Source organism: Streptomyces sp. NPDC015345 (assembly GCF_043078805.1).
GTDB lineage: Bacteria > Actinomycetota > Actinomycetes > Streptomycetales > Streptomycetaceae > Streptomyces.
The window spans coordinates 361,413-383,109 of sequence record NZ_JBIBTX010000004.1 but is presented as its reverse complement, the minus strand read 5'-3'; the positions used below and the strand labels follow the sequence as shown (position 1 = coordinate 383,109).

The 21,697-nt window shown below is 72.7% G+C and carries 19 protein-coding genes; 12 read left to right on the top strand and 7 right to left on the bottom strand.

The features are described from left to right. Nucleotides 1-20: 20 nt before the first annotated feature. Nucleotides 21-440 (bottom strand): SAV_915 family protein, encoded by a 420-nt coding sequence (locus ACF062_RS18885; RefSeq protein ID WP_392139473.1) that lies wholly within the window; start codon nt 438-440, stop codon nt 21-23. A 271-nt stretch (nt 441-711) separates the two neighbouring features. On the opposite strand from ACF062_RS18885, the gene ACF062_RS18880 reads away from it, so the two are divergent. The 5 genes from ACF062_RS18880 to ACF062_RS18860 all read left to right on the top strand — a co-directional run bounded on the left by ACF062_RS18880 (nt 712) and on the right by ACF062_RS18860 (nt 7,801). After that, nucleotides 712-1,500, top strand: coding sequence for a GNAT family N-acetyltransferase (locus ACF062_RS18880; protein ID WP_392139471.1), 789 nt, complete (start codon nt 712-714; stop codon nt 1,498-1,500). A 144-nt stretch (nt 1,501-1,644) separates the two neighbouring features. Then, nucleotides 1,645-3,492 carry a methylmalonyl-CoA mutase small subunit gene (gene mutA / locus ACF062_RS18875; RefSeq protein ID WP_392139469.1) on the top strand — a complete coding sequence of 616 codons (1,848 nt, stop codon included), beginning with the start codon at nt 1,645-1,647 and terminating at the stop codon, nt 3,490-3,492. Further along, nucleotides 3,492-5,693 (top strand): methylmalonyl-CoA mutase, encoded by a 2,202-nt coding sequence (gene scpA, locus ACF062_RS18870; RefSeq protein WP_356570982.1) that lies wholly within the window; start codon nt 3,492-3,494, stop codon nt 5,691-5,693. The genes mutA and scpA overlap by 1 nt, the downstream gene beginning before the upstream one ends. 18 nt (nt 5,694-5,711) lie before the next feature. Next, a complete protein-coding gene (gene meaB / locus ACF062_RS18865) occupies nt 5,712-6,728 on the top strand; it encodes a methylmalonyl Co-A mutase-associated GTPase MeaB (protein ID WP_392139467.1) in 1,017 nt (338 codons plus the stop codon). Then, nucleotides 6,725-7,801 (top strand): enoyl-CoA hydratase/isomerase family protein, encoded by a 1,077-nt coding sequence (locus tag ACF062_RS18860; RefSeq protein ID WP_392139465.1) that lies wholly within the window; start codon nt 6,725-6,727, stop codon nt 7,799-7,801. The genes meaB and ACF062_RS18860 overlap by 4 nt, the downstream gene beginning before the upstream one ends. 22 nt (nt 7,802-7,823) lie before the next feature. Here the strand turns inward: ACF062_RS18860 and ACF062_RS18855 are convergent, their stop codons facing one another. Beyond that, nucleotides 7,824-8,291, bottom strand: a complete 468-nt coding sequence (locus tag ACF062_RS18855; protein WP_392139463.1) for a hypothetical protein — start codon at nt 8,289-8,291, stop codon at nt 7,824-7,826. A gap of 36 nt (nt 8,292-8,327) precedes the next feature. Between ACF062_RS18855 and ACF062_RS18850 the strand changes: the two genes are divergently transcribed. Beyond that, the gene (locus ACF062_RS18850) at nt 8,328-9,152 is read left to right on the top strand and encodes a sensor histidine kinase (protein WP_392139461.1); all 825 of its coding nucleotides are present in this window, start codon (nt 8,328-8,330) and stop codon (nt 9,150-9,152) included. A 181-nt stretch (nt 9,153-9,333) separates the two neighbouring features. Further along, a complete protein-coding gene (locus ACF062_RS18845; RefSeq protein WP_392139460.1) occupies nt 9,334-10,491 on the top strand; it encodes an ROK family transcriptional regulator in 1,158 nt (385 codons plus the stop codon). 363 nt (nt 10,492-10,854) lie between these two features. Here the strand turns inward: ACF062_RS18845 and ACF062_RS18840 are convergent, their stop codons facing one another. Both ACF062_RS18840 and ACF062_RS18835 read right to left on the bottom strand, forming a co-directional pair. Beyond that, on the bottom strand, nt 10,855-11,616 hold the full coding sequence (locus ACF062_RS18840) for a GntR family transcriptional regulator (protein ID WP_392139458.1): 762 nt from the start codon (nt 11,614-11,616) through the stop codon (nt 10,855-10,857). A gap of 307 nt (nt 11,617-11,923) precedes the next feature. After that, nucleotides 11,924-12,817, bottom strand: a complete 894-nt coding sequence (locus ACF062_RS18835; RefSeq protein WP_392139456.1) for an RNA polymerase sigma-70 factor — start codon at nt 12,815-12,817, stop codon at nt 11,924-11,926. A 202-nt stretch (nt 12,818-13,019) separates the two neighbouring features. Between ACF062_RS18835 and ACF062_RS18830 the strand changes: the two genes are divergently transcribed. Then, complete coding sequence (locus ACF062_RS18830; protein WP_392139454.1) at nt 13,020-13,850, top strand: alpha/beta fold hydrolase; 831 nt, start codon at nt 13,020-13,022, stop codon at nt 13,848-13,850. Here the strand turns inward: ACF062_RS18830 and ACF062_RS18825 are convergent. After that, complete coding sequence (locus ACF062_RS18825) at nt 13,787-14,116, bottom strand: hypothetical protein (RefSeq protein ID WP_392139452.1); 330 nt, start codon at nt 14,114-14,116, stop codon at nt 13,787-13,789. The two genes, ACF062_RS18830 and ACF062_RS18825, sit on opposite strands and share 64 nt — an antisense overlap. Before the next feature lie 120 nt (nt 14,117-14,236). Next, complete coding sequence (locus ACF062_RS18820; protein WP_392139450.1) at nt 14,237-14,647, bottom strand: VOC family protein; 411 nt, start codon at nt 14,645-14,647, stop codon at nt 14,237-14,239. Nucleotides 14,648-14,936: 289 nt separating this feature from the next. Here ACF062_RS18820 and ACF062_RS18815 point away from each other — a divergent pair, with 289 nt between their 5' ends. Together ACF062_RS18815 and ACF062_RS18810 are read left to right on the top strand one after the other, a co-directional pair. After that, on the top strand, nt 14,937-16,517 hold the full coding sequence (locus ACF062_RS18815; protein ID WP_392139448.1) for an alkaline phosphatase D family protein: 1,581 nt from the start codon (nt 14,937-14,939) through the stop codon (nt 16,515-16,517). 130 nt (nt 16,518-16,647) lie between these two features. Then, entirely contained in the window at nt 16,648-18,084 is a 1,437-nt protein-coding gene (locus tag ACF062_RS18810) for a GNAT family N-acetyltransferase (protein WP_392139446.1), read from the top strand. Here the strand turns inward: ACF062_RS18810 and ACF062_RS18805 are convergent. Beyond that, entirely contained in the window at nt 18,029-19,321 is a 1,293-nt protein-coding gene (locus ACF062_RS18805) for a trans-sulfuration enzyme family protein (protein ID WP_392139445.1), read from the bottom strand. The two genes, ACF062_RS18810 and ACF062_RS18805, sit on opposite strands and share 56 nt — an antisense overlap. A 60-nt stretch (nt 19,322-19,381) precedes the next feature. Here ACF062_RS18805 and ACF062_RS18800 point away from each other — a divergent pair, with 60 nt between their 5' ends. Continuing rightward, nucleotides 19,382-19,897 (top strand): Lrp/AsnC family transcriptional regulator, encoded by a 516-nt coding sequence (locus tag ACF062_RS18800; protein WP_392139443.1) that lies wholly within the window; start codon nt 19,382-19,384, stop codon nt 19,895-19,897. Nucleotides 19,898-19,929: 32 nt separating this feature from the next. Next, nucleotides 19,930-21,636, top strand: a complete 1,707-nt coding sequence (locus ACF062_RS18795) for a DUF885 domain-containing protein (RefSeq protein ID WP_392139441.1) — start codon at nt 19,930-19,932, stop codon at nt 21,634-21,636. Nucleotides 21,637-21,697 lie beyond the last annotated feature (61 nt).

Here is a 21,697-nt window from a genome sequence, read left to right as displayed (position 1 = left end):
GTTCTCCCTTCACCTCGTCCTCAGCCGATCCCCAGGGCGCGGGCGCTCGCCGGGGCCGCCGCGCCGATGAGCCGCGGCGCGCCCACCGCCTTCGGGTCCCGCTCGTGCCACGCGGCGCCATACCGTTCGCCGGGCGTGAGGGGCGCCGCTCCGACCGGGTGTGCGGCGAGCCTCGGATCGAGGGTGAGGCCGCTGACGCCCAGCGGTGCGGCGAGGGCGCGCAAGGCCTGTTCGGAGAGTCTGATCCACGGCTGCCGGGCGCCCAGGGCGGCGCTCAGGCGCTGCGGGGTGGTGAACGCGACGGCGGTGCGCTCGCCCACGGGTGTGCGGAACAGGCGGGCCACGTAGCCCGCGGGTCCCGGCCGGACGGGGACGAACAGGGGCCCGGCCGGGCCGGGTTCACAGGGCTCGGGGTCGTCGTCGCACAGAAGCTCGGCCATGGGGCTCCTCCAGTGGAGCGAAGGGGAAGGGCAGAAAAAACCTGCGGTACGCGAAGACGTTATGCCCGGCACGGAGTGCCAACCGACCCCCCATAACGCGTCGTTGACGAATCGACGCCCTTCCCTGACGCGATACTGGCGGCGGGCGCGCGGGGTACCCGGCAGGGGACGGCCGGACGCCGCGCGCACGGCTCGTCCCACGGCGCGGCGCTTTTCACCCGAAGGTCTCACTCGAAGGTCTCACCCGAAGGTCTCACCCGGAGGAGCGTTCATGATCGAGCTTCCCCCGCACCGCCTGCCCGCCGCGCCCGGCTGGTTCACCGCCGGGGCCCCAGGGCCCGCGTCCCTGCACGAGCACGTCACGGCCACGGGGGTGGGCGCCTGGTGGGGCGACCATGCCCTGAGACCGCGCGCGGTGGCGGTCTCCTGCGCCGGCCGGGTCCTGCTGAGCGGGGATCCGGGGAGCGTCACCCCGGCCTTCCTGGCCCCTTTCGCGCACAGTCACGTCGAGGCACCCGTCCGCTTCCTGCCGGTGCTCGGCGCCGCCTTCGATCGGGTGATTCCGGTCGAACGCATGATCTACGTCCACCGTGAGTCCATGGCCCCGCCGCGTCTCCCGCGGGGTGTGACCGTCCGCCGCCTGGAGCCCGACGACGCCCCGGCACTCGCCGCCCTCTCCCCCGACGGGGCGTGGATACACGCCAGTTGGGGCGGACCCGCGGGGCTCGCCGCCTCGGGGCACGCCTGGGGCGCGGTCGACCGGGGCGGGCGGCTCGCCGCCGTCGCCTGCGGCTACTTCGTCGGCACGGCCTACGAGGACGTCGCCGTGCTCACCCTCCCCGAGCGCCGCCGCGAGCACCTGGCGTCGGCCTGCGTCACCTCGCTGTGCGCGGATATCACCGCGCGCGGCCGGACCGCGAGCTGGTCGTGCGGGCGGGACAACCGGCCCAGCCGCCTGCTGGCCTGGAACGCCGGATTCCGGCTGCATCGCGAGTACGTGCGGTACGCCACCGGAAATGCGGCGGCGCGGCCTCAGCGTGCGTCGCACGTCATCGTCTGAGAGTCGCCGGGCGGGCGCCCGCCGCCCGTCGGCGACCCTCGGCACTAGCCGCCCGCTCGTTCGAGATCAAGAGCGTTCAGAAGAGGGCAAGGTCACAGCCCTTGATGGCACCGCGTGCCATGGGTTGCGCCCTAGCATCAGGGCATGACGGTCCTGCCTGACGACGGGCTTTCCCTGGCCGCCGAGTTCCCTGATGCGACCCATGAGCAGTGGCAGCGCCTTGTGGAAGGCGTGCTGCGCAAGTCGGGTAAGGACGTATCGGGCACGGCCGCCGAGGAAGCACTGTCCACCGCGCTCGAGGACGGGCTCACCACCCGCCCCCTGTACACCTCACGTGACGCCGCGCCCGCTGTCGGCCACCCCGGTTTCGCCCCCTTCGTACGGGGCGCCACGCCCGGTGGCACCGCCCCCACCGGCTGGGACGTGCGCCAGCGCCACGCGAGCACCGATCCCGCCCGCGCGAACGAAGCCGTGCTCGGCGACCTCGAGAACGGCGTCACCTCGCTGTGGCTCGGCGTCGGCGTCCACGGCGTACCGGTCTCCGGTCTTGCGCGGGCACTGGACGGCGTCTATCTGGACCTCGCCCCGGTCGCGCTCGACGCCGGCGGCGAATTCGGCCCGGCAGCACGTGAATTGCTACGTCTGTACGAGGCGGCGGGCGTCCCCAAGGAGTCGGCGCGCGGCACGCTCGGCGCGGACTGGCTGGGTCACGAGGCCCGCTCGGGTGAGGAGCTGGACCCGGGGGAGGCCGTGGAGCTGGCCCGGCTGTGCGGGCGGGAGTACCCCGGGCTGCGGGCCCTCGCCGTGGACGCGCTGCCGTATCACGAGGCGGGCGGCTCGGCCGCGCAGGAGCTGGGCGCCTCGCTCGCCACGGGCGTCGCCTACCTGCGGGAGCTGACCGAGGCCGGGCTGTCGGTCGAAGAGGCCTGCGCACAGCTGGAGTTCCGCTACGCGGCGACCGCCGACCAGTTCCTGACCATCGCCAAGCTCCGCGCGGCGCGCCGCCTCTGGGCGCGGGTCGCCGAGGTGTGCGGCGTGCCTGCCGCCGGGGCGCAGCGGCAGCACGCCGTGACCTCGCCGGTGATGATGACCCGCCGCGACCCGTGGGTGAACATGCTGCGCACGACGGTGGCGTGCCTGGGCGCGGGGGTCGGCGGCGCCGACGCCGTCACCGTACTGCCGTTCGATCACTCGCTGGGTCTGCCGGACGCCTTCGCGCGCCGCATCGCCCGCAACACCTCCACGATCCTCATCGAGGAGTCGCACCTGGCCCGCGTGATCGACCCGGCGGGCGGCTCCTGGTACGTCGAGCGGCTGACGGACGAACTGGCCCATGCGGCATGGGAGTTCTTCCAGGAGATCGAGGGCGCGGACGGCCAGGCGGCGGCCCTGCGCTCCGGGATGATCCGCGAACGCCTCGCCGCCACCTGGGCGGCGCGCAACAAGAAGCTTGCCGAGCGACGCGAACCGATCACGGGCGTCAGCGAGTTCCCTAACCTGGACGAGCGGCCCGTGGAGCGCGAGACCGCACCGGCCACGCCCTCCGGGGGCCTGCCGCGGGTGCGTCGCGACGAGGCGTACGAAGCGCTGCGGGCCCGTTCCGACGCCCATCTGGCGGGGACGGGCGCGCGCCCCAAGGTGTTCCTTGCCGGGCTCGGTCCGGCCGCGGCGCACACCGCGCGGGCCGCCTTCGCCGCGAACCTCTTCCAGGCGGGCGGCATCGAGGCCGTGCACGAGCCGGCGACGGTGGACGCGGCGACGGCCGCCGACGCCTTCAAGGCCAGCGGTGCGACGGTGGCGTGCCTGTGCTCCAGCGACGCGCTCTACGCCGAACAGGCCGAAGCAGTCGCCCAGGCGCTCAAGTCGGCGGGCGCGGAGCGGGTGTTCCTCGCGGGACGCGGCGCGTACGACGGCGTCGACGCGTACGTCTTCGCGGGCTGTGACGCCGTGGCCGTCCTCTCCTCCACCCTCGACCGCATGGGAGTGGCGTAATGCGCATCCCCGACTTCTCCTCCGTCGACCTCGGCCCCGGCGCGGACGCCGAGGGCTCGCACGAGCAGTGGCGCTCCGCGGTGAAGGAGTCCACGGGCAGGTCCGAGAGCGACCTGCTGTGGGAGACCCCCGAGGGCATCGGGGTCAAGCCGCTGTACACGGGCGCCGACCTGGAGGGCCTGGACTTCCTGGACACCTATCCGGGTGTGGCCCCGTATCTGCGCGGCCCTTATCCGACGATGTACGTGAACCAGCCCTGGACGATCCGGCAGTACGCGGGTTTCTCCACCGCCGAGGAGTCCAACGCCTTCTACCGCCGCAATCTGGCGGCCGGGCAGAAGGGCCTTTCGGTCGCTTTCGACCTGCCGACACACCGCGGTTACGACAGCGATCATCCGCGCGTGACCGGTGATGTCGGCATGGCGGGCGTCGCCATCGATTCCATTTATGACATGCGTCAGCTCTTCGACGGCATTCCGCTGGACAAGATGACGGTGTCGATGACCATGAACGGCGCCGTGCTTCCCGTACTGGCGCTGTACATCGTGGCGGCCGAGGAGCAGGGCGTACCGCCCGAGAAGCTCGCCGGGACCATTCAGAACGACATTCTCAAAGAGTTCATGGTCCGCAACACCTACATCTATCCGCCGAAGCCCTCGATGCGGATCATCTCCGACATCTTCGCGTACACCTCGCAGAAGATGCCGCGCTACAACTCCATCTCCATCTCCGGCTATCACATCCAGGAGGCGGGTGCGACGGCCGATCTGGAGCTGGCGTACACGCTCGCCGACGGTGTGGAGTATCTGCGGGCCGGGCAGGAGGCGGGCCTGGACGTGGACGCGTTCGCGCCCCGGCTCTCCTTCTTCTGGGCGATCGGCATGAACTTCTTCATGGAGGTCGCCAAGCTCCGCGCGGCGCGCCTGCTGTGGGCGAAGCTCGTCAAGCAGTTCGATCCGAAGAACGCCAAGTCGCTCTCCCTGCGCACCCATTCGCAGACGTCGGGCTGGTCGCTGACCGCGCAGGACGTGTTCAACAACGTCACGCGTACGTGTGTCGAGGCGATGGCGGCGACGCAGGGCCACACCCAGTCGCTGCACACGAACGCCCTCGACGAGGCGCTCGCCCTGCCGACCGACTTCTCCGCCCGCATCGCCCGCAACACCCAGTTGCTCATCCAGCAGGAGTCGGGGACGACGCGGACGATCGACCCGTGGGGCGGCAGCGCGTACGTCGAGAAGCTGACGTACGACCTGGCGCGCCGCGCCTGGCAGCACATCGAGGAGGTCGAGGCGGCGGGCGGCATGGCGCAGGCCATCGACGCCGGCATCCCCAAGCTGCGCGTGGAGGAGGCCGCCGCGCGCACCCAGGCAAGGATCGACTCGGGGCGCCAGCCCGTCATCGGCGTCAACAAGTACCGCGTTGACACCGACGAGCAGATCGACGTCCTGAAGGTCGACAACTCCTCGGTGCGCGCCCAGCAGATCGAGAAGCTGCGGCGCCTGCGCGAGGAGCGCGACGACGCCGCCTGCCGGGACGCCCTGCGCGCGCTGACCGCGGCGGCCGAGCGCGGTCCGGGCCAGGGCCTTGAGGGCAATCTGCTCGCGCTCGCGGTCGACGCGGCCCGCGCGAAGGCCACGGTCGGTGAGATCTCCGACGCGTTGGAGAGCGTGTACGGGCGGCACGCGGGCCAGATCCGTACGATCTCCGGTGTGTACCGCACCGAAGCAGGCCAGTCCCCGTCCGTGGAGCGCACGCGCGCCCTGGTGGACGCGTTCGACGAGGCCGAGGGGCGCCGCCCGCGCATCCTGGTCGCCAAGATGGGCCAGGACGGCCACGACCGCGGCCAGAAGGTGATCGCGAGCGCCTTCGCCGACCTGGGCTTCGACGTCGACGTCGGCCCGCTCTTCCAGACCCCGGCGGAGGTCGCCCGCCAGGCCGTCGAGGCGGACGTGCACATCGTGGGCGTCTCCTCGCTGGCCGCCGGGCACCTGACCCTCGTACCGGCGCTGCGCGAGGAACTGGCCGCCGAGGGACGCGACGACATCATGATCGTCGTGGGCGGGGTGATCCCCCCGCAGGACGTCGAGGCACTGCACGAGGCGGGCGCCACGGCGGTGTTCCCGCCCGGCACGGTGATCCCGGACGCGGCACATGACCTGGTGCGGCGACTGGCGGCCGACCTCGGCCACGACCTGTGAGCCGGTGAGCGCCGACCCATGTCTGTGACGATCGACATCGATACGTATGTGAAGGGCGTCCTCGACGGGAAGCGCGCGTACGTCGCGCGGGCGATCACCCTCGTCGAGTCGACGCGGCCGCAGCACCGGGCGCTCGCGCAGCAGTTGCTGACCGAGCTGCTCCCGCACAGCGGGCGGGCGCGGCGGATCGGCATCAGCGGCGTGCCGGGTGTCGGCAAGTCGACGTTCATCGACGCGCTCGGCACGATGCTCACCTCGCTCGGCCACCGCGTCGCGGTGCTCGCCGTCGACCCCTCGTCGACGCGCACGGGCGGCTCCATCCTGGGTGACAAGACCCGGATGGAGCGGCTTTCGCTGGACCCCGCCGCGTTCGTCCGTCCGTCTCCCTCCGCGGGGACGCTCGGCGGGGTCGCCAAGGCGACGCGGGAGTCGATCGTGGTGATGGAGGCGGCGGGTTACGACGTGGTGCTGGTGGAGACCGTGGGTGTCGGCCAGTCGGAGACGGCGGTCGCGAACATGGTCGACACGTTCCTGCTGCTGACCCTCGCCCGCACGGGCGATCAGCTTCAGGGCATCAAGAAGGGCGTCCTGGAGCTGGCGGACGTGATCGCCGTGAACAAGGCGGACGGTCCGCACGAGCGGGACGCCCGCTCGGCGGCGCGTGAACTGGCGGGGGCGCTGCGGTTGATGCACCCGGCCGACGCCGCGTGGACGCCTCCGGTGCTCACGTGCAGTGCCCGGGAGTCGAGCGGCCTGGACACCCTCTGGGAGCGGCTCGAACAGCACCGCACGCTGCTCGACTCCACCGGCCGTCTCGCCGCCAAGCGCCGCGACCAGCAGGTCGACTGGACGTGGACGATGGTGCGGGACGAGCTGCTCGGCAGGCTGCGCGCGCACGCCGAGGTGCAGCGGGTGACGCCGGACCTCGAACAGCGCGTCCGTGCGGGGACGTTGACCGCCACCTCGGCCGCCGAGCAGATCCTGGACGCGTTCCAGGGGCACGGCCCCAACGGAACGGAGCCCTCCGCACCATGAACGCCACCTCCGGCGCCACTCCATGCGCCGGCTCCGACACCGCGCCCGTCCTGCTCCGCCGGGAGGGCCGCGCCGGGCACCTCGTCCTGAACCGGCCGCGGGCCATCAACGCCCTGAACCACCCCATGGTCCGGTTCATGGAGGAGGCCCTCGACGCCTGGGAGGGCGACGCGTCGGTGGCGACGGTGGTGCTCACCGGCGCCGGCGAGCGAGGGCTGTGCGCGGGCGGTGACATCCGTTCCATCCATGACGACGTGCGGGCGGGCGGCAGGGCGGCGTCGGCCGCGTTCTGGCACGACGAGTACCGCCTCAACGCCCGTATCGCCCGCTACCCGAAGCCGTACGTCGCCGTCATGGACGGCATCGTGATGGGCGGCGGCGTGGGAGTGTCGGCGCACGGCAGCGTGCGGGTGGTCACCGAGCGCTCCCGAGTCGCGATGCCGGAGACCGGCATCGGGTTCGTGCCCGACGTGGGCGGCACCTATCTCCTGACGCGCACACCCGGTGAGCTCGGCACACACCTCGCGCTGACCGGCGCCGCGGTGGGCGCGGGCGACGCGCTGCTGTGCGGCCTCGCCGACCACTATGTGCCGTCCGAGCGTCTGGCGGAGTTCACCGCCGCCCTCGCCGACCGTGAGGCGTCCGAAGCTGTACGGCAGTACGCCGAAGCGGCCCCGGAGGGCGAACTGACCGCGCACCGCGAGTGGATCGACCACTGCTACGCCGCGGACTCCGTCGAAGAGATCGTCGCCCGGCTGCACGCCGTCGGTGACCGGCACGCGAAGGAGACCGCCGAGACGATCCTGACGAAGTCCCCGACCTCCCTGAAGGTCACGCTCGCCGCACTGCGCCGGGCGCGCGAACTGCCGTCCCTGGAGGCCGTCCTCGACCAGGAGTACCGCGTGTCCTGTGCGGCGCTCGACTCGCCCGACCTCCCCGAGGGCATCAGGGCCCAGGTCGTCGACAAGGACCGCAGGCCCCGCTGGTCGCCCGCGCGGCTGGAGCAGGTGACGGAGGCGGACGTGGCCCGCTTCTTCGAGGAAGCCGACGCCCAGGCCCCGGGCCGCGGCTGACGCGCCGTCCGCTGGGCACGTCTCAGGGCGGGTCGGTCTCCGTGACCACGGCGAGGAGCTGGAAGGGCAGCTCCTTGTCCCACTGTGCGACGCCGAGGGCTATCCAGCGGCCGTCCACCTGCCACAGGTGCAGGTCCGGCACGGACGAGCTGAGCTGGGCCCACGGCTCCGGTATCTCCTCGGCCTCACCGTCGCCGTCACCTCCGAGGGCCGCCTCCATGGTGCGCTCGAAGAGGCTCGCCAGGCTGAACCGCTGGGGCGGTCCCCAGCGGTCGCCGAGCAGGACCGTCAGACCGTCCCGCTCGGCCTCGTACTGTTCCTCGACGATGTCCCGCTGAGAGCCGTCGTCCTCCCAGAACGTGTCGCTCGTCATTAACTCGGCGATGTGGTACCCGGGTCCTTCGGAGCCGCACTCCGACCTGCCGTGCTCCGCCGGGAACTCCCGGGAGCGCAGCAGGTCGATCACGGCGAGATGCTGTGCGGTACTCATGACGTCCAGTAAAGCGGGCGCCACTGACAACCGGTCATGCCCCGCGGCCCGGCCGGGTCCATCGATGGCCGTGCGGCGCGGCCCACGGTCGGCAACTGGGTCCTCCTGCCGCTCCTGCCCGTGCCCTTGGTGGTGGCCGCCGCCATGGTGCCCGCGATGCGGCGCGCAGAGGGACTCCAGGCGTGGATGATGCTGTTCCCCGGCGCGCCCACGCGCGTGGCGGACGGCGCGGAGTACCCCGCCATCTCCGTGACCCCGTCCGCCTCCTGGCGGGACCGTGGCAGGACCGCCGTGTGGCTGGTGCTGCCCCTGGAGGCGGGCTGCGCCATGGCTCTGGCCGCCCACCGCCTCCTCGGCCCCTCCCCCGCCGAGCGCCTCGCCGCGTTGGAGGAGCGCACCGAACAGCTCCTCGAACGCAACCGCGTCGCGCGGGAGTTGCACGACTCCATCGGGCACGCGCTGACCGTGGCGGTCGTCCAGGCCGGCGCGGCCAAGGCCACGGCGGCCCCGGAGTTCACCGACCGGGCGCTGGACGCCGTCATGGAGAGCGGCGGGGCCGCGCTGGAGGACCTGGAGCGCGTCCTGCGCGTCCTCAGGGAGGACGGCCGTCCCTCGCTCACCGATGCCGAACGCCTCCTCGACTCGGCGCGTGCCTCGGGGGCGACCGTTGACGTGGAGGTGACGGGTCCGGTGGAGCGGTTGCCGGGGCCGGTGTCCCGGGAGGGCTACCGCCGCGCGAACGGGGGCAGTGGCAGCGGGCTGCGCGCTATCCGGGAGCGGGCGGCGCTGCTCGGTGGGCGGGTGACCACCGGCCCGTGCGACGGTGAGTGGCGGGTGCGCGTCGAGCTTCCGGTGGGGTGATCGGCGCCGGGGGCGCCACCGGTCGGGACCGGCCGCGGGCGTGCGTCGCCGCGCACGGATCCGGCCCCGTCCGGTGCGGGATGACGGCTGTGCGCAGGGTGAATGCGGGCCCGGCACTCGCCGCTGCCCGGTCCTACGAGTACGATCCGGCCATCATGCGCACGAGCTGGGAGGACGGACGTTGGGGCAGCTGACCGGCGGGGACCCCTCTCTGTTGCGGCGTATCAACTCCGCGGTGGTGCTGCACGCGCTGCGCGCCGCGGATTTGGCGACGCTCACGGAGATCACCCGAGTGACCGGACTCTCGCGGCCCACCGTCGAGGGGGTCGTCGAGGGGCTCATCGAGGCCGGGCTCGTGGTGGAGTCCGCGGCCGAGGAGAGCGGTGCCAGGCGCCAGGGACGGCCTGCCCGGAAGTTCCGCTTTCGGGCGGAGGCGGGCCATCTGCTGGGTCTTGAGATCGGACCGCACCGCGTGGCGGCCGTCCTGTCGGACCTGGACGGCACGGTGCTCGGGACGGCTTCGAAGGACGTCTGCGAGGAGGCCTCCGCGGACGAGCGGCTCGACCGCCTGCGCACCACGGTCGCCGAGCTGCTGCGCCGGGCCGGGATAGCCCGCAGTTCGCTGCGCGCGGTCGGTGTGGGCAGCCCCGGCATCCTGGAGGCGGACGGCACGGTGCGGTTGAGCACGGCGCTGCCGGAGTGGACGGGCCTCCAGCTCGGTGAGCGGCTGCGCCGCTCCTTCAAGTGCCCGGTCCTCGTGGAGAACGACGCCAACGCGGCGGCCGTCGCCGAGCACTGGAAGGGGGCGGCGACCGACACCGACGACGTGGTGTTCGTCCTCGCCGGGCTGAGCCCCGGGGCCGGGTCGCTGATCGGCGGGCGGCTGCACCGCGGCTTCGGCGGCGCGGCCGGCGAGATCGGCGCGCTGCATCTGCTGGGCCGCGAGGTCACTCCGGAGACGCTGCTCTCCACCACGGGCGAGCCGCTGCACCCACTGGACGAGCAGGCGGTCGCCCAGGTCTTCGCGGACGCCCGTGAGGGTGACGAGCGGGCGCAGGCGGCCGTGGAGCGTTTCATCCAGCGTCTGGTGCACGACGTCGCGGCCCTGGTGCTGGCCCTCGACCCCGAGCTGGTCGTGGTGGGCGGCTGGGCGGCGGGGCTCGACGGCGTCCTGGAGCCGCTGCGCCGGGAGTTGGCGCGCTACTGCCTGCGGCCGCCCCGCGTGGCTCTGTCGGTGCTCGGCGAGGCCGCGGTGGCGACAGGCGCGCTGCGTCTGGCGCTCGACCACGTCGAGGAGCAGTTGTTCGCCGTGCAGGGCACGGTCACCGCGCGCAAGTGAACGCGACCCCTGCCGTGCTCCGGCTGGGCAAGCCGCTCGGCGGCAGAGCCGCGCGCCCGGCACGTGGCGCGCCGGGCACGGTCTCCACGTAGGTCCGAGTGGCCCCCTTGGAGTCCGCGAGCGCCGCCGGTGACACGGCCGCTGCGCCCACGGAACGTCATTCGCCGGACGCATTCATCGCCTCGCGCACGCCAGTGAGGACACCCCGAACGCCTCGGCGACGACGGAAGCGCCACCCCGCCAACACGCCGCGGCGAAGACACGCGGCCGAAAACCGCGCGCCCGGCACATGGTGTGCCGGGCGCGGTCGACGCGTAGGTCCGGGAGGGCTCCCCGAAGGGAGCCGCCGCCGGGAAGGCGAGGTCAGGAAGCGCGGCGTTCCGGGCCGTGGTGGATCTCCACGCCGCCGGAGTCGCCGAAGGTGAGGCGGCAGGTGTCCGCGCGGTAGGTCGCCACGGAGACGGCGGCCGTGCCGCCCTCGGCGAAGAAGCGGGTCGTCACGAGGAGCACCGGCGCTCCGGGGAGCCGGTCGAGCGCCTTGGCGTCGTCCGCGCGGGCCGAGCCGAGCTCGACGGCCCGGTCCTGCCCCTCGAGGTCGTGCCGTGCCAGCTCCCGCAGGATGACCCGCGCGCGTGCGGCTCCGGAGGGTGCGTCCATGCCGGTCAGCTCGGCGACCGACGACATAGGGACGTACAGCAGCTCGGCGGCGACGGGCTGGCCCTGCGAGACGCGGGTGCGCCGCACCACGTGGACCTGCTCGTCGGGGCGGGTGCCCAGCATGCGGGCGACGGCCGCGGGCGGCGTCGCGGGCGCGCAGTCCGCGGGCTGCCAGGCGTCGCCGGCCGTGCCCGGCCAGGTGCCCTGCGCGGATCCGACGGCGACACCCATGCGCGGCGGGGCGACGGTCGTGCCGACACCGCGGCGGCGCTGGAGCCTGCCTTCGAGTTCGAGCTGTTCGAGTGCCTGGCGGAGCGTGGCGCGGGCGACGCCGAAGCGGGCGGCGAGCTCGCGCTCGTTCGGCAGGATCTCCCCCACGGCGAACTCGGAGTCGAGCGCCTCACTGAGCACGGTCTTCAGATGCCAGTACTTCGGCTCCGGCACCGTTTCGAGCTGCGTGGTCCCCACCCTGTCCTCCGCAATCGCCGTTCACCGGCGGCGTTTTAGCGCCCTTGTTTATTAAAGGTTCCTGCACTATCTCTGCGACCATAGGCCTGCACCCACCCTTGGTCAAGACCAATCCTCGATCCGTTACAGCCCGCACAGGAGTGATGCCACAGAGCATTCATGCGGAGTTCGCACGAGGCCAAGCAGGGGGAATCGGCCACGCGCGCGTGGGGGCGCGCCGGCATTCCATGGAAAGAAGCCCCCATCCGGCGGTGGGGGCTTCTTTCCATGGAATCGTGCGGTTCTGGTCGCCTTCTCTGTGCCGCCCCTATCGGGCGAGCGACACAAGCTTGTCCGGATTGCGGATGATGTAAATGTTCTGGATCAGTCCTTCGGCGGCGTCCACCTGGAAGACGCTGTCGGGCTTGCCGTCGACCAGCAGGAGCAGGCACTCGGCGCCGTTGAGTTCGACGAAGCGGAATTCCAGCTCGGCCCCGGGGGCCGCCACACCCTTGGCGGCGACGCCGCGCAGGAAGCGGCCCACCTTGTCGGCGCTCTCCAGGACGCGCAGCGGTGCCTTGGCCTTGCCGCCGCTGTCGCCGACCAGCCGGACGTCCGGGGCGAGCAGCGACACCAGCCCACTGAGGTCGCCCTCCGACGCGGCGGCGAGGAACCGCTCGGTCAGGTCGCGGCGCTCGGCGGGGTCCACCTCGTAGCGCGGGCGGCCCGCCTCGACGTGCTTGCGGGCCCGCCCGGCGAGCTGGCGCACCGCGGCCTCGCTGCGGTCCAGGGTGTGCGCGATCTCGGCGAACGGGAAGCCGAACGCCTCCCGGAGCACGAAGACGGCCCGCTCCAGGGGCGAGAGGGACTCCAGGACGACGAGGACCGCCAGGGAGACCGACTCGGCGAGCACTGCCCGCTCGGCGGTGTCGGGCACCGTGGGGCCGAAGTCGGTGACGTAGGGCTCGGGGAGCCAGGGGCCCACGTACGCCTCGCGGCGGGACTGCACCTGGCGCAGCCGGTCGATGGCGAGGCGCGTGGTGACGCGCACCAAGTAGGCGCGCGGTTCGCGCACTTGGCCGTGGTCGGCGGCGGACCAGCGGAGCCAGGCTTCTTGGACGACATCCTCCGCGTCGGCCACCCGGCCGAGCATGCGGTAGGCGACGCCCATCAGGACGGGGCGGTGCTCTTCGAAGACATCGGTCACGCTCTCGGTAGCCACCGTTCCATCCCAACTCACGGCGCACCCTCTGTCCAGCGGAAACGGGTGCGGCGCGCAGCACATGGACGGCGGGTCCCGACCATCGCGCCAAGGACGGACGGCCGGCCTCTTGAAGTGCCGCCTACTGAACGGTATTTGTTGCTGACAACGCGTCTAACACAGGTGAGCATTCCGTCGCCCCGCGGCGGGGACAGGAGCAGTCATGGCCGCAGAGGTGTCTTTCAGCGTCGCGTCGTCCGACGGCCCGCGCACCGTGACGATCGCCTATGAACGGGCGGGCGTCGGCGAGCCGTTGCTTCTCCTGCACGGCATAGGCCACCACCGGCAGGCCTGGGGCCCGGTCCTTGAGATCCTCGCCGCCGAGCACGACGTGATAGCGGTGGACCTGCCGGGCTTCGGCGCGTCACCCGCGCTGCCGGACGGACTGGCGTACGGCCTCTCGACGGTCGTCCCGACACTCGGCGCGCTGTGTGAGGCCCTGGAGATCGGGCGCCCCCATGTCGCGGGCAACTCCCTGGGCGGGCTGCTCGCCCTGGAGCTGGGCCGCGAGAAGCTCGCGCGTTCCGTCACCGCGCTCTCGCCCGCCGGTTTCTGGACGACGGCCGAGCGCAGGTACGCCTTCGGCACGCTGCTCGCGATGCGGCGGGGCGCCCGTCTGCTCCCCGTGCCGGTGATAGAGCGCCTGTCCACCAGCGCGGCCGGGCGCACGGCGCTCACCAGCACCATCTACGCCCGGCCCTGGCGCCGCTCACCGGAGGCGGTCGTCGCCGAGACGCTCGCGCTGCGCCACGCCGCGGGCTTCGAGGCGACCCTCACGGCCGGGCTCGACGTCCATTTCCGCGACGATGTGCCGGGCCTTCCGGTCACCGTCGCCTGGGGCACCCGGGACCGGCTGCTCCTGCGGCGCCAGGGGGTCCGCGCCAAGCACACCATCCCCGGCGCACGCCTCGTGCGGCTCCCGGGCTGCGGTCACGTCCCGATGAACGACGACCCGGCGCTGGTCGCCCGCGCCATCCTGGACACCTGCCGCTGAGCGGCGCCCGCGCAGGACGCCGGACCCGACGGCCACTCCCACCCCAGGGCGAGGCGTCCCCACTGGCGGCGCGGCAGCTGCCGCAGGGCGGCGGTCCCGCCTCTGCCGAGCCAGGGCAGGAGGAGCAGGCAGGCCAGTCCGTAGCGGACCAACTGGCCGCCGCTGTACGGGGAGTCGCCCAGCAGACTGCTGCCGGTGAAGGAGCCCCCGACGAGGAGGCAGGCGAGGGCCGCGAGCAGCGCCCCGCGTGAGGAGTTCGCGTTCATGCCCCGACGCTAGAAAGCGGGGCGGCCCCCATTAAGGTCCACTGTCACGCGCCTGCCGCCCGCCCGGATCGCCGAGGGCGTGCGGCTGCCGGCCGAAGCCGTTCCGGAGCCTTGCGGGGCTCAGGCGTTGGACCACGCGCGCGTGGAGAGCACCAGACGGTAGCCGTCGGGGTCCTCGACCGTGACGCCCCATTCGTTCCAGTACGGGTTCGGCGACTGGACCCGCTTGCCGCCGTGCTCCTCAAGGCGGGCGATCAACTCCTCGGGGACCTCGCCGTCGACGTACACGACGAGCAGGTCCTCCTCGGTGGGGCGCGGCTGGACCGGAGCGGCGGCTTCGTGGACCAGTTCGAGGTGCCAGGAGGCGTCCGGCCACCCCACCATGAGCAGGTCGTGCTCGCCCGGGGCGTCACCGCCTTCCGCGCGGTACACCACGCCGAGGCCGAGTCCGCCGACCCAGAAGCGCTCGGCCGCCGCCAGGTCGCGGGAGGGGCGGGCTATGCGGATGTGGCTCCGACCGTTGACAGGCATGTCGATCCCCCTTCTGTGCGGCACGCCCGTTCGCGTGCCCTGGGTCATGAGCCTAGAAGGAAGTGGATCACTTGGCATCGGCCTTACGTCCTGGTGCGCCGGTCCCTGGGCATCCGTCCGCGGACCTGCGACCTCGGGCCGAGGCCGAGTCCGGGACGCAAGTGACCCCCGCGCGCCCGTTCCCCCGGGCGCTGGGGAAGTTGTTCACTTGTGGTTCGTGTGGACGCTGTGGCGCGCCCCTGGTCAGGCACCCGCACACTGGTCGCACCGGTCAACTGGAGGCGCATTCATGTCACACCGTCAGCCGAGCCCGTCCCCCCGCCGCCGCAGCGTGCTGCGCGGATCACTGGCAGTTCCGGCGGCGCTCACCGTGCCGTCACTGGCCTGGGCGGCTCCCTCGTTCGCCCTTTCGGGACGTCCGAAGGCCGGGTGGGGCGTGCAGGCGGGCGACGTGAGCGCGCACGCGGGGCTCGTCTGGGTCCGGTCGGACCGTCCGGCGCGGATGATCGTGGAGACGTCGGCGACGGAGTCGTTCCGCAACCCCCGGCGCTGGCGCGGGCCGCTGCTCGGTCCCGACACGGATTTCACGGGGACGACACGGCTGCGCGGACTGCCCGCCGGTGAGCAGATCCACTACCGGGTGCTGCTCCAGGACCCCGACGATCCGCGGCGTACGGGAGAGCCGGTCGCGGGTACGTTCCGTACGTCGCCCAAGGGCCGCAAGGAGGGTGTGCGCTTCCTGTGGTCGGGCGACATCGCGGGCCAGGGCTGGGGCATCAACCCCGACCGGGGCGGCTTCCGCGTCTTCGAGGAGATGCGCCGCCGTGACCCCGACTTCTTCCTGTGCAGCGGCGACAACATCTACGCGGACGGGCCGATCCAGTCCAGCGTCACGCTGCCGGACGGGTCCGTGTGGCGCAACGTCACGACGGAGGAGAAGGCCAAGGTCGCCGAGTCCCTCACGGAGTTCCGGGGCGCGTTCCGCTACAACCTGCTGGACGAGAACCTGCGGCGGTTCAACGCCCAGGTGCCCTCCATCGTGCAGTGGGACGACCACGAGGTGCGCAACAACTGGTACCCGGGGCAGATCCTGGACGACGCCCGCTACACGGAGAAGGACGTGAACGTCCTGGCGGGGCGCTCCCTGCGGGCGTTCAGCGAGTACTACCCGATCTCCACGCAGGCGCCGGGCGACGAGGACGGCCGGATGTACCGCGTGCTGCGGCACGGCCCGCTCCTAGACGTGTTCGTCCTCGACATGCGCTCGTACCGCAACGCCAACTCCCCGAACAGGCAGCCCGACGACGCCACCGGCATCCTCGGTGCCCGGCAGCTCGCCTGGCTGAAGCGGGAGCTCTCGCGCTCCCGGGCGGTGTGGAAGGTCATCGCCTCCGACATGCCGCTGGGCCTTGTCGTGCCCGACGGCAGGACGAACTTCGAGGCCGTGGCGCAGGGTGACCCCGGCGCCCCGCTGGGCCGTGAGCTCCAGATCGCGGAGCTGCTGCGGCACATCAAGCACCGGAAGATCACCGGCACGCTGTGGCTGACCGCCGACGTGCACTACACCTCGGCACAGCACTACGACCCGTCGCGGGCGGCGTTCAAGGACTTCGCGCCCTTCTGGGAGTTCGTGTCCGGGCCGCTGGCCGCCGGTGGGTTCCCCGCGACGAAGCTGGACGGGACGTTCGGCCCCGAGCAGAAGTTCGTCAAGGCGCCGAGCCGCGCGAACACCTCCCCCGCCGAGACCCCGCCGTACTTCGGAGAGGTCGACATCGACGGGGGCAGCGGTGAGCTGACCGTGCGCCTGCGGCAGGAGGGCGGCGGCGTACTGTTCACGCAGGTCCTGCGGCCGGGGCGGGTCGGCCAGTAGGGGCGGCGCGCCGGGAGAGTGCCCGGGGTGAAAGGGCACGAAGAGGACAGATGGCCTCTTAACCCATCAGTCACAAGGCGTTCGTGATCACGCAACACCGGTCCCGCACAGTGGCCTTATGCGAGCTGAGATGTCTGACGTGACACGGACCAAGCACGGCCGTCCCGTTCACCACTGGCGGCGCGACGTCGTCGAGCTGGCCGCCCTGTTCACCGCCGTCGCGGTGGCGGACGCGGTGGCGAACATGATCGGGCACGGCCCGGACGGCCCCGCCCTCCTCGTGGTCTCGGCCGTGGTGCTGGTCGCCACGGCCGGGTTCCACATCTGGTGGGCACGGCACCACAACCACGCCCCGCCGCCGGCGCACGATACCGGCCCCCGGCCGCCCGCCACCGCGGAGCAGGCCGGGCCCACCCCCGCCGACCCCGCGGGGGCGACGACGCTGTGGCGGATGCGGACGACCGTACGGGACGAGCCGGGGTCGCTGGCGGCGCTGTGCGTGGCCCTCGCCGACCGGCGGGTGGACATCCTGAGCCTCCAGGCGCACCCCCTGGCCGAGGGCACGGTCGACGAGTTCCTGCTGCGCGCCCCCGATGCGCTGCCCGCCGCCGAGCTGACCCGCTCGATCGCCGGGGCGGGCGGCGCGGGCACCTGGATCGAACGCGCCGACGCCCACGACCTGGTGGACGCCCCCACCCGCATCCTGGGCCTGGCCACCCGCACCGCGCTCGACGCCGCCGAGCTGCCGCTCGCGCTGCGCCAGCTCCTGGGCCGCTGCACCATCCGGTCGCTGCCCGCCGCGTCCCGGGCGGTGTCGCGGCGGGACGGGACGACGCCCGCGGCCCCCGAGGACATGGTGCCGGTCGACGGCGTACTCGAAGGAACCGTGCTGCGTCTGAGGGGCCCCGAGGGTGAGGTGATCACCGTGGAGCGGCCCTATCTGCCGTTCACGCCCACGGAGTTCGCCCGCGCGCGGGCGCTGGTGGAGCTCGACACGCGGCTCGGTCCGCGCGTTCCGCTCAGCCAGGACACGCTGACGCTGCCCGAAGGCAACTCCATCACCGTGCGCCGCGCCGACACGGCCGATGTCGACGCGGCCAGGGCCATGCACGACCGTTGCTCGCAGCGCACCCTGAGCATGCGCTACCACGGGCCGGTGCGGGACGCCGACCGCTACCTGAACCACCTGCTCAGCCCCCGGTTCGGCCGTACCCTCGCGGTGCAGACGACCTCCGGCCGCGTCGTCGGCATCGGCCACCTGCTCTGGGACGGCGACGAGACCGAGATCGCGCTGCTCGTCGAGGACGACTGGCAGCGGCGCGGCATCGGCGGCCGGCTGCTCCGCCGACTCGTCGCCATGGCCGTGGAGGCGGGCTGCGAGAGCGTGTACGCGGTGACGCAGGCGTCCAACACCGGCATGGTCGCGGCGATGCGCGGCCTCGGCCTGCCGCTCGACTACCAGATCGAGGAGGGCACGCTGGTGATCACGGCCCGCCTCGACGCGACGACCGTCAGCCCACCGGCTCAGGGCGTCCACGCCGAACGGCATCAGCGGGCTGAGCGCTGACGGGTCCGAGGGCCCGGTCCAGGTCGCGCCAGAGGTCCTCGACGTCCTCAAGGCCGCACGACATGCGCAGCAGGCGGTCGCTCACACCGGACGAGTGCCGGTCCGCCACGTCCACGACGCGGTGGCTGATGGACGCCGGGTGCTGGATGAGGGTGTCGACGCTGCCGAGGCTGACCGCCGGGGTGATCAGCCGCACGCCGGCGGTCACCTCGTGCGGGTCGCCGAGGACCTCGAAGGCGACCATGGCGCCGCCGAGACGCGGGTAGTGGACGCGGGCCACGCGCGGGTCCGCGGCGAGGCGCCGCGCCAGCTCCGCCGCGTTCGCCGACGCCGCCCGCACCCGGACCGGCAGCGTGGCGAGGCCGCGCAGCAGCAGATATCCGGCCAGGGGGTGCAGCACCCCGCCGGTGGCGAACCGCACCTGCCGCAGCCGCCGCGCGAACTCCTCGTCGCACGCCACCACCCCGCCGAGGACGTCGCCGTGCCCGCCCAGGTATTTCGTGGCGCTGTGCAGCACGAGGCGCGCCCCGCTCTCCACCGGCCGCTGGAGGACGGGCGTGGCGAAGGTGTTGTCGGCGAGCAGCGGCACCTCACCGCAGGCGTCGGCCACGGCGGCCAGGTCGAGTTCGGCGAGCGTCGGATTGGCCGGTGACTCGACCATCACCAGGCCGGTGTCGGGGCGGATGGCGTCCGCGATGCCGGCCGGATCGACCCACGTCACCTCGGTGCCGAGCAGGCCCGCGGTGAGCAAGTGATCGCTGCATCCGTAGAGCGGCCGGACCGCCACGACGTGCCGCAGGCCCGCGGCGCCACGGACGAGCAGGACCGCGCTGAGGGCGGCCATGCCGCTCGCGAACGCGACGGCGCTCTCGGTGCCTTCGAGGCGGGCGAGGGCGGTCTCGAAGCGGGCGACGGTCGGGTTGCCGAGGCGGGCGTAGACGGGCGGCCCGTCGTCGAGGACGCCATCGGCGGCGAAGGCGTCGATGCGGGCGGCCTCGGCCCGGCTGTCATGGGAGGGGTACGTCGTGGAGAGGTCGATGGGCGGCGCGTGCAGGCCCAGTCCGGCCAGGTCGTCCCGTCCGGCGTGCACGGCCTCGGTGGCCAGAGCGCGCGGCACGGGGCGCGAGCTGTCGGTCCGCGGCCGCCGTTCCGTGCCGCCGTCGCGCGCCGCGTGGGCACCGGGGTGCGAGCCCTGCCGCGTAACCGTCCCCATGGCTGTCTCCGTGTTCGCGTCCATGCCCCACAGGCTGAACATCACACGGGGCTCCGACGGAAAACACCGTGCTACGTTCGCCCGATGGCCGACTCTGTCGCACTGGACCCGGTGGATCTCCATATTTTGCGCCTGTTGCAGAACGACGCCCGAACCACCTACCGCGATCTGGCGGCACAGGTCGGTGTGGCGCCGTCGACCTGCCTCGACCGGGTGACGCGGCTGCGGCGCTCGGGGGTGATCCTCGGACACCAGCTGCGCCTGGATCCGGCGCGCCTCGGCCGCGGCCTCCAGGCGTTGCTCTCGGTCCAGGTGCGGCCGCACCGCCGCGATCTGGTCGGGCCGTTCGTGGAGCGGATCCGGGCGCTGCCCGAGTCCCTGTCCCTGTTCCATCTGACGGGCCCCGAGGACTTCCTGGTGCATGTGGCGGTCGCCGGTCCCGCGGACCTCCAGCGGCTCGTCCTCGACGAGTTCACGGCGCGGCGCGAAGTGGCGCGCGTGGAGACGAGGTTGATCTTCCAGCAGTGGGAGTGCGGCCCACTGCTACCGCCCGACGCCACCGCCGAAGGGCCGCGCGATCCCGTCGGCGAATCCTGGTGACGCGCGCCCGCCGTTCGTACGAGGATGTCCGCATGTCAGCCACGAATAACCCGCAGCCGGACGCCGGCCCTCTGCCCCGCGAGGTCGCCGACGCGTACGTCGACGAGCTCATCGCCCTCGATCCCATCACCGGTACCTACCTCGGCGTCGAGGAGAGCAACAGCAGGCTCCCCGACACCTCGCCCGCGGGGCAGGACGCCCTCGCCCGGCTGGCGCGGACGACGCTGGACCGGCTCGACGAGGCGGAGCGCAGGCCCGGTGCCGACAGTGAGATCGAGCGCCGCTGCGGCCGGCTGCTGCGCGAGCGGCTCACCGCGGAGCTGGCCGTGCACGACGCCGGTGAGGGCCTGCGTTCGGTCGGCAATCTGCACACCATGCCGCACCAGGTGCGGGAGATCTTCACCGTGACCCCGATGGAGACCGAGCGGGACTGGGCGGCGATCGCGGAGCGGCTGCGGGCCGTACCGGCCGCGTTCGAGGGCTACCGCGCCTCGCTCGAACTCGGACTTGAGCGCAAGCTGTTCGCGTCGCCGCGCCCCACGGACACGTTCATCGGGCAGCTCACCGAGTGGGCGGGTCCCAAGGGCGGGCGCGGCTGGTTCGATGAGTTCGCCGCCCAGGGCCCGGACGCGCTCCGCGCCGACCTGGACACCGCGGCGCGGGCCGCCACCGCCTCGGTCGTGGCCCTGCGCGACTGGATGCGTGACGTGTACGCGCCCACGATCGAGGGCTCCCCCGACACCGTGGGCCGCGAGCGGTACGCCCTGCTGTCCCGCCACTTCAACGGCACCGACCTCAACCTCGACGAGGCGTACGCGTACGGCTGGTCGGAGTTCCACCGGCTGCTCGCGGAGATGCGGACCGAGGCCGAGAAGATCCTGCCCGGCGCGGCCACGCCGTGGGTGGCGCTCGCCCACCTCGACGAGCACGGGACGCACATCGAGGGTGTCGAGGAGACGCGCGTCTGGCTCCAGGAGCTGATGGACGAGGCGATCGAGGCGCTGGACGGCACACACTTCGAACTCGCCGACCGGGTGCGGAAGGTGGAGTCCCACATCGCCCCTCCCGGCGGCGCGGCGGCCCCCTACTACACAGCCCCCTCCGAGGACTTCTCACGCCCCGGCCGCACCTGGCTGCCGACCATGGGCGAGACCCGCTTCCCCGTCTACGATCTCGTCTCCACCTGGTACCACGAGGGCGTCCCCGGCCATCACCTGCAGCTCGCCCAGTGGGCGCATGTCGCGGATAACCTCTCCCGCTACCAGGCGACCGTCGGCATCGTCAGCGCCAACGCGGAGGGCTGGGCGCTCTACGCGGAGCGGCTCATGGACGAACTCGGCTTCCTGACCGACGCGGAGCGCAGGCTCGGCTACCTGGACGCGCAGATGATGCGCGCGCTGCGGGTCATCGTGGACATCGGCATGCACCTGGAGCTGGAGATCCCGGCCGACTCGCCCTTCCACCCGGGCGAGCGCTGGACGCCGGACCTGGCCCAGGAGTTCTACGACGCGCACTGCGGCCGTCCGACGGAGTTCGTGGCGAGCGAGATGACGCGCTACCTCACGATCCCCGGTCAGGCCATCGGCTACAAGCTGGGTGAGCGGGCCTGGCTCCTCGGCCGCGAGAACGCGCGCCGGCGCCACGGCGACGCGTTCGACGCCAAGGCCTGGCACATGGCGGCACTGTCCCAGGGTTCGCTCGGCCTGGACGACCTGGTGGAGGAACTGTCCAAGCTGTGAGGGCCGCGGGGGGGGCGCAGGCGTACGTGCGTGTCGCCGTCAAGGCACGTACGTACGCCTG

Excerpts from the sequence above, each read along its gene's own strand:
- ACF062_RS18885 (WP_392139473.1), bottom strand. The coding sequence starts at position 440 with ATGGCCGAGCTTCTGTGCGACGACGACCCCGAGCCCTGTGAACCCGGC.
- ACF062_RS18880 (WP_392139471.1), top strand. The coding sequence starts at position 712 with ATGATCGAGCTTCCCCCGCACCGCCTGCCCGCCGCGCCCGGCTGGTTC.
- mutA (WP_392139469.1), top strand. The coding sequence starts at position 1,645 with ATGACGGTCCTGCCTGACGACGGGCTTTCCCTGGCCGCCGAGTTCCCT.
- scpA (WP_356570982.1), top strand. The coding sequence starts at position 3,492 with ATGCGCATCCCCGACTTCTCCTCCGTCGACCTCGGCCCCGGCGCGGAC.
- meaB (WP_392139467.1), top strand. The coding sequence starts at position 5,712 with ATGTCTGTGACGATCGACATCGATACGTATGTGAAGGGCGTCCTCGAC.
- ACF062_RS18860 (WP_392139465.1), top strand. The coding sequence starts at position 6,725 with ATGAACGCCACCTCCGGCGCCACTCCATGCGCCGGCTCCGACACCGCG.
- ACF062_RS18855 (WP_392139463.1), bottom strand. The coding sequence starts at position 8,291 with ATGAGTACCGCACAGCATCTCGCCGTGATCGACCTGCTGCGCTCCCGG.
- ACF062_RS18850 (WP_392139461.1), top strand. The coding sequence starts at position 8,328 with ATGCCCCGCGGCCCGGCCGGGTCCATCGATGGCCGTGCGGCGCGGCCC.
- ACF062_RS18830 (WP_392139454.1), top strand. The coding sequence starts at position 13,020 with ATGGCCGCAGAGGTGTCTTTCAGCGTCGCGTCGTCCGACGGCCCGCGC.
- ACF062_RS18825 (WP_392139452.1), bottom strand. The coding sequence starts at position 14,116 with ATGAACGCGAACTCCTCACGCGGGGCGCTGCTCGCGGCCCTCGCCTGC.
- ACF062_RS18820 (WP_392139450.1), bottom strand. The coding sequence starts at position 14,647 with ATGCCTGTCAACGGTCGGAGCCACATCCGCATAGCCCGCCCCTCCCGC.
- ACF062_RS18815 (WP_392139448.1), top strand. The coding sequence starts at position 14,937 with ATGTCACACCGTCAGCCGAGCCCGTCCCCCCGCCGCCGCAGCGTGCTG.
- ACF062_RS18810 (WP_392139446.1), top strand. The coding sequence starts at position 16,648 with ATGTCTGACGTGACACGGACCAAGCACGGCCGTCCCGTTCACCACTGG.
- ACF062_RS18805 (WP_392139445.1), bottom strand. The coding sequence starts at position 19,321 with ATGGACGCGAACACGGAGACAGCCATGGGGACGGTTACGCGGCAGGGC.
- ACF062_RS18800 (WP_392139443.1), top strand. The coding sequence starts at position 19,382 with ATGGCCGACTCTGTCGCACTGGACCCGGTGGATCTCCATATTTTGCGC.
- ACF062_RS18795 (WP_392139441.1), top strand. The coding sequence starts at position 19,930 with ATGTCAGCCACGAATAACCCGCAGCCGGACGCCGGCCCTCTGCCCCGC.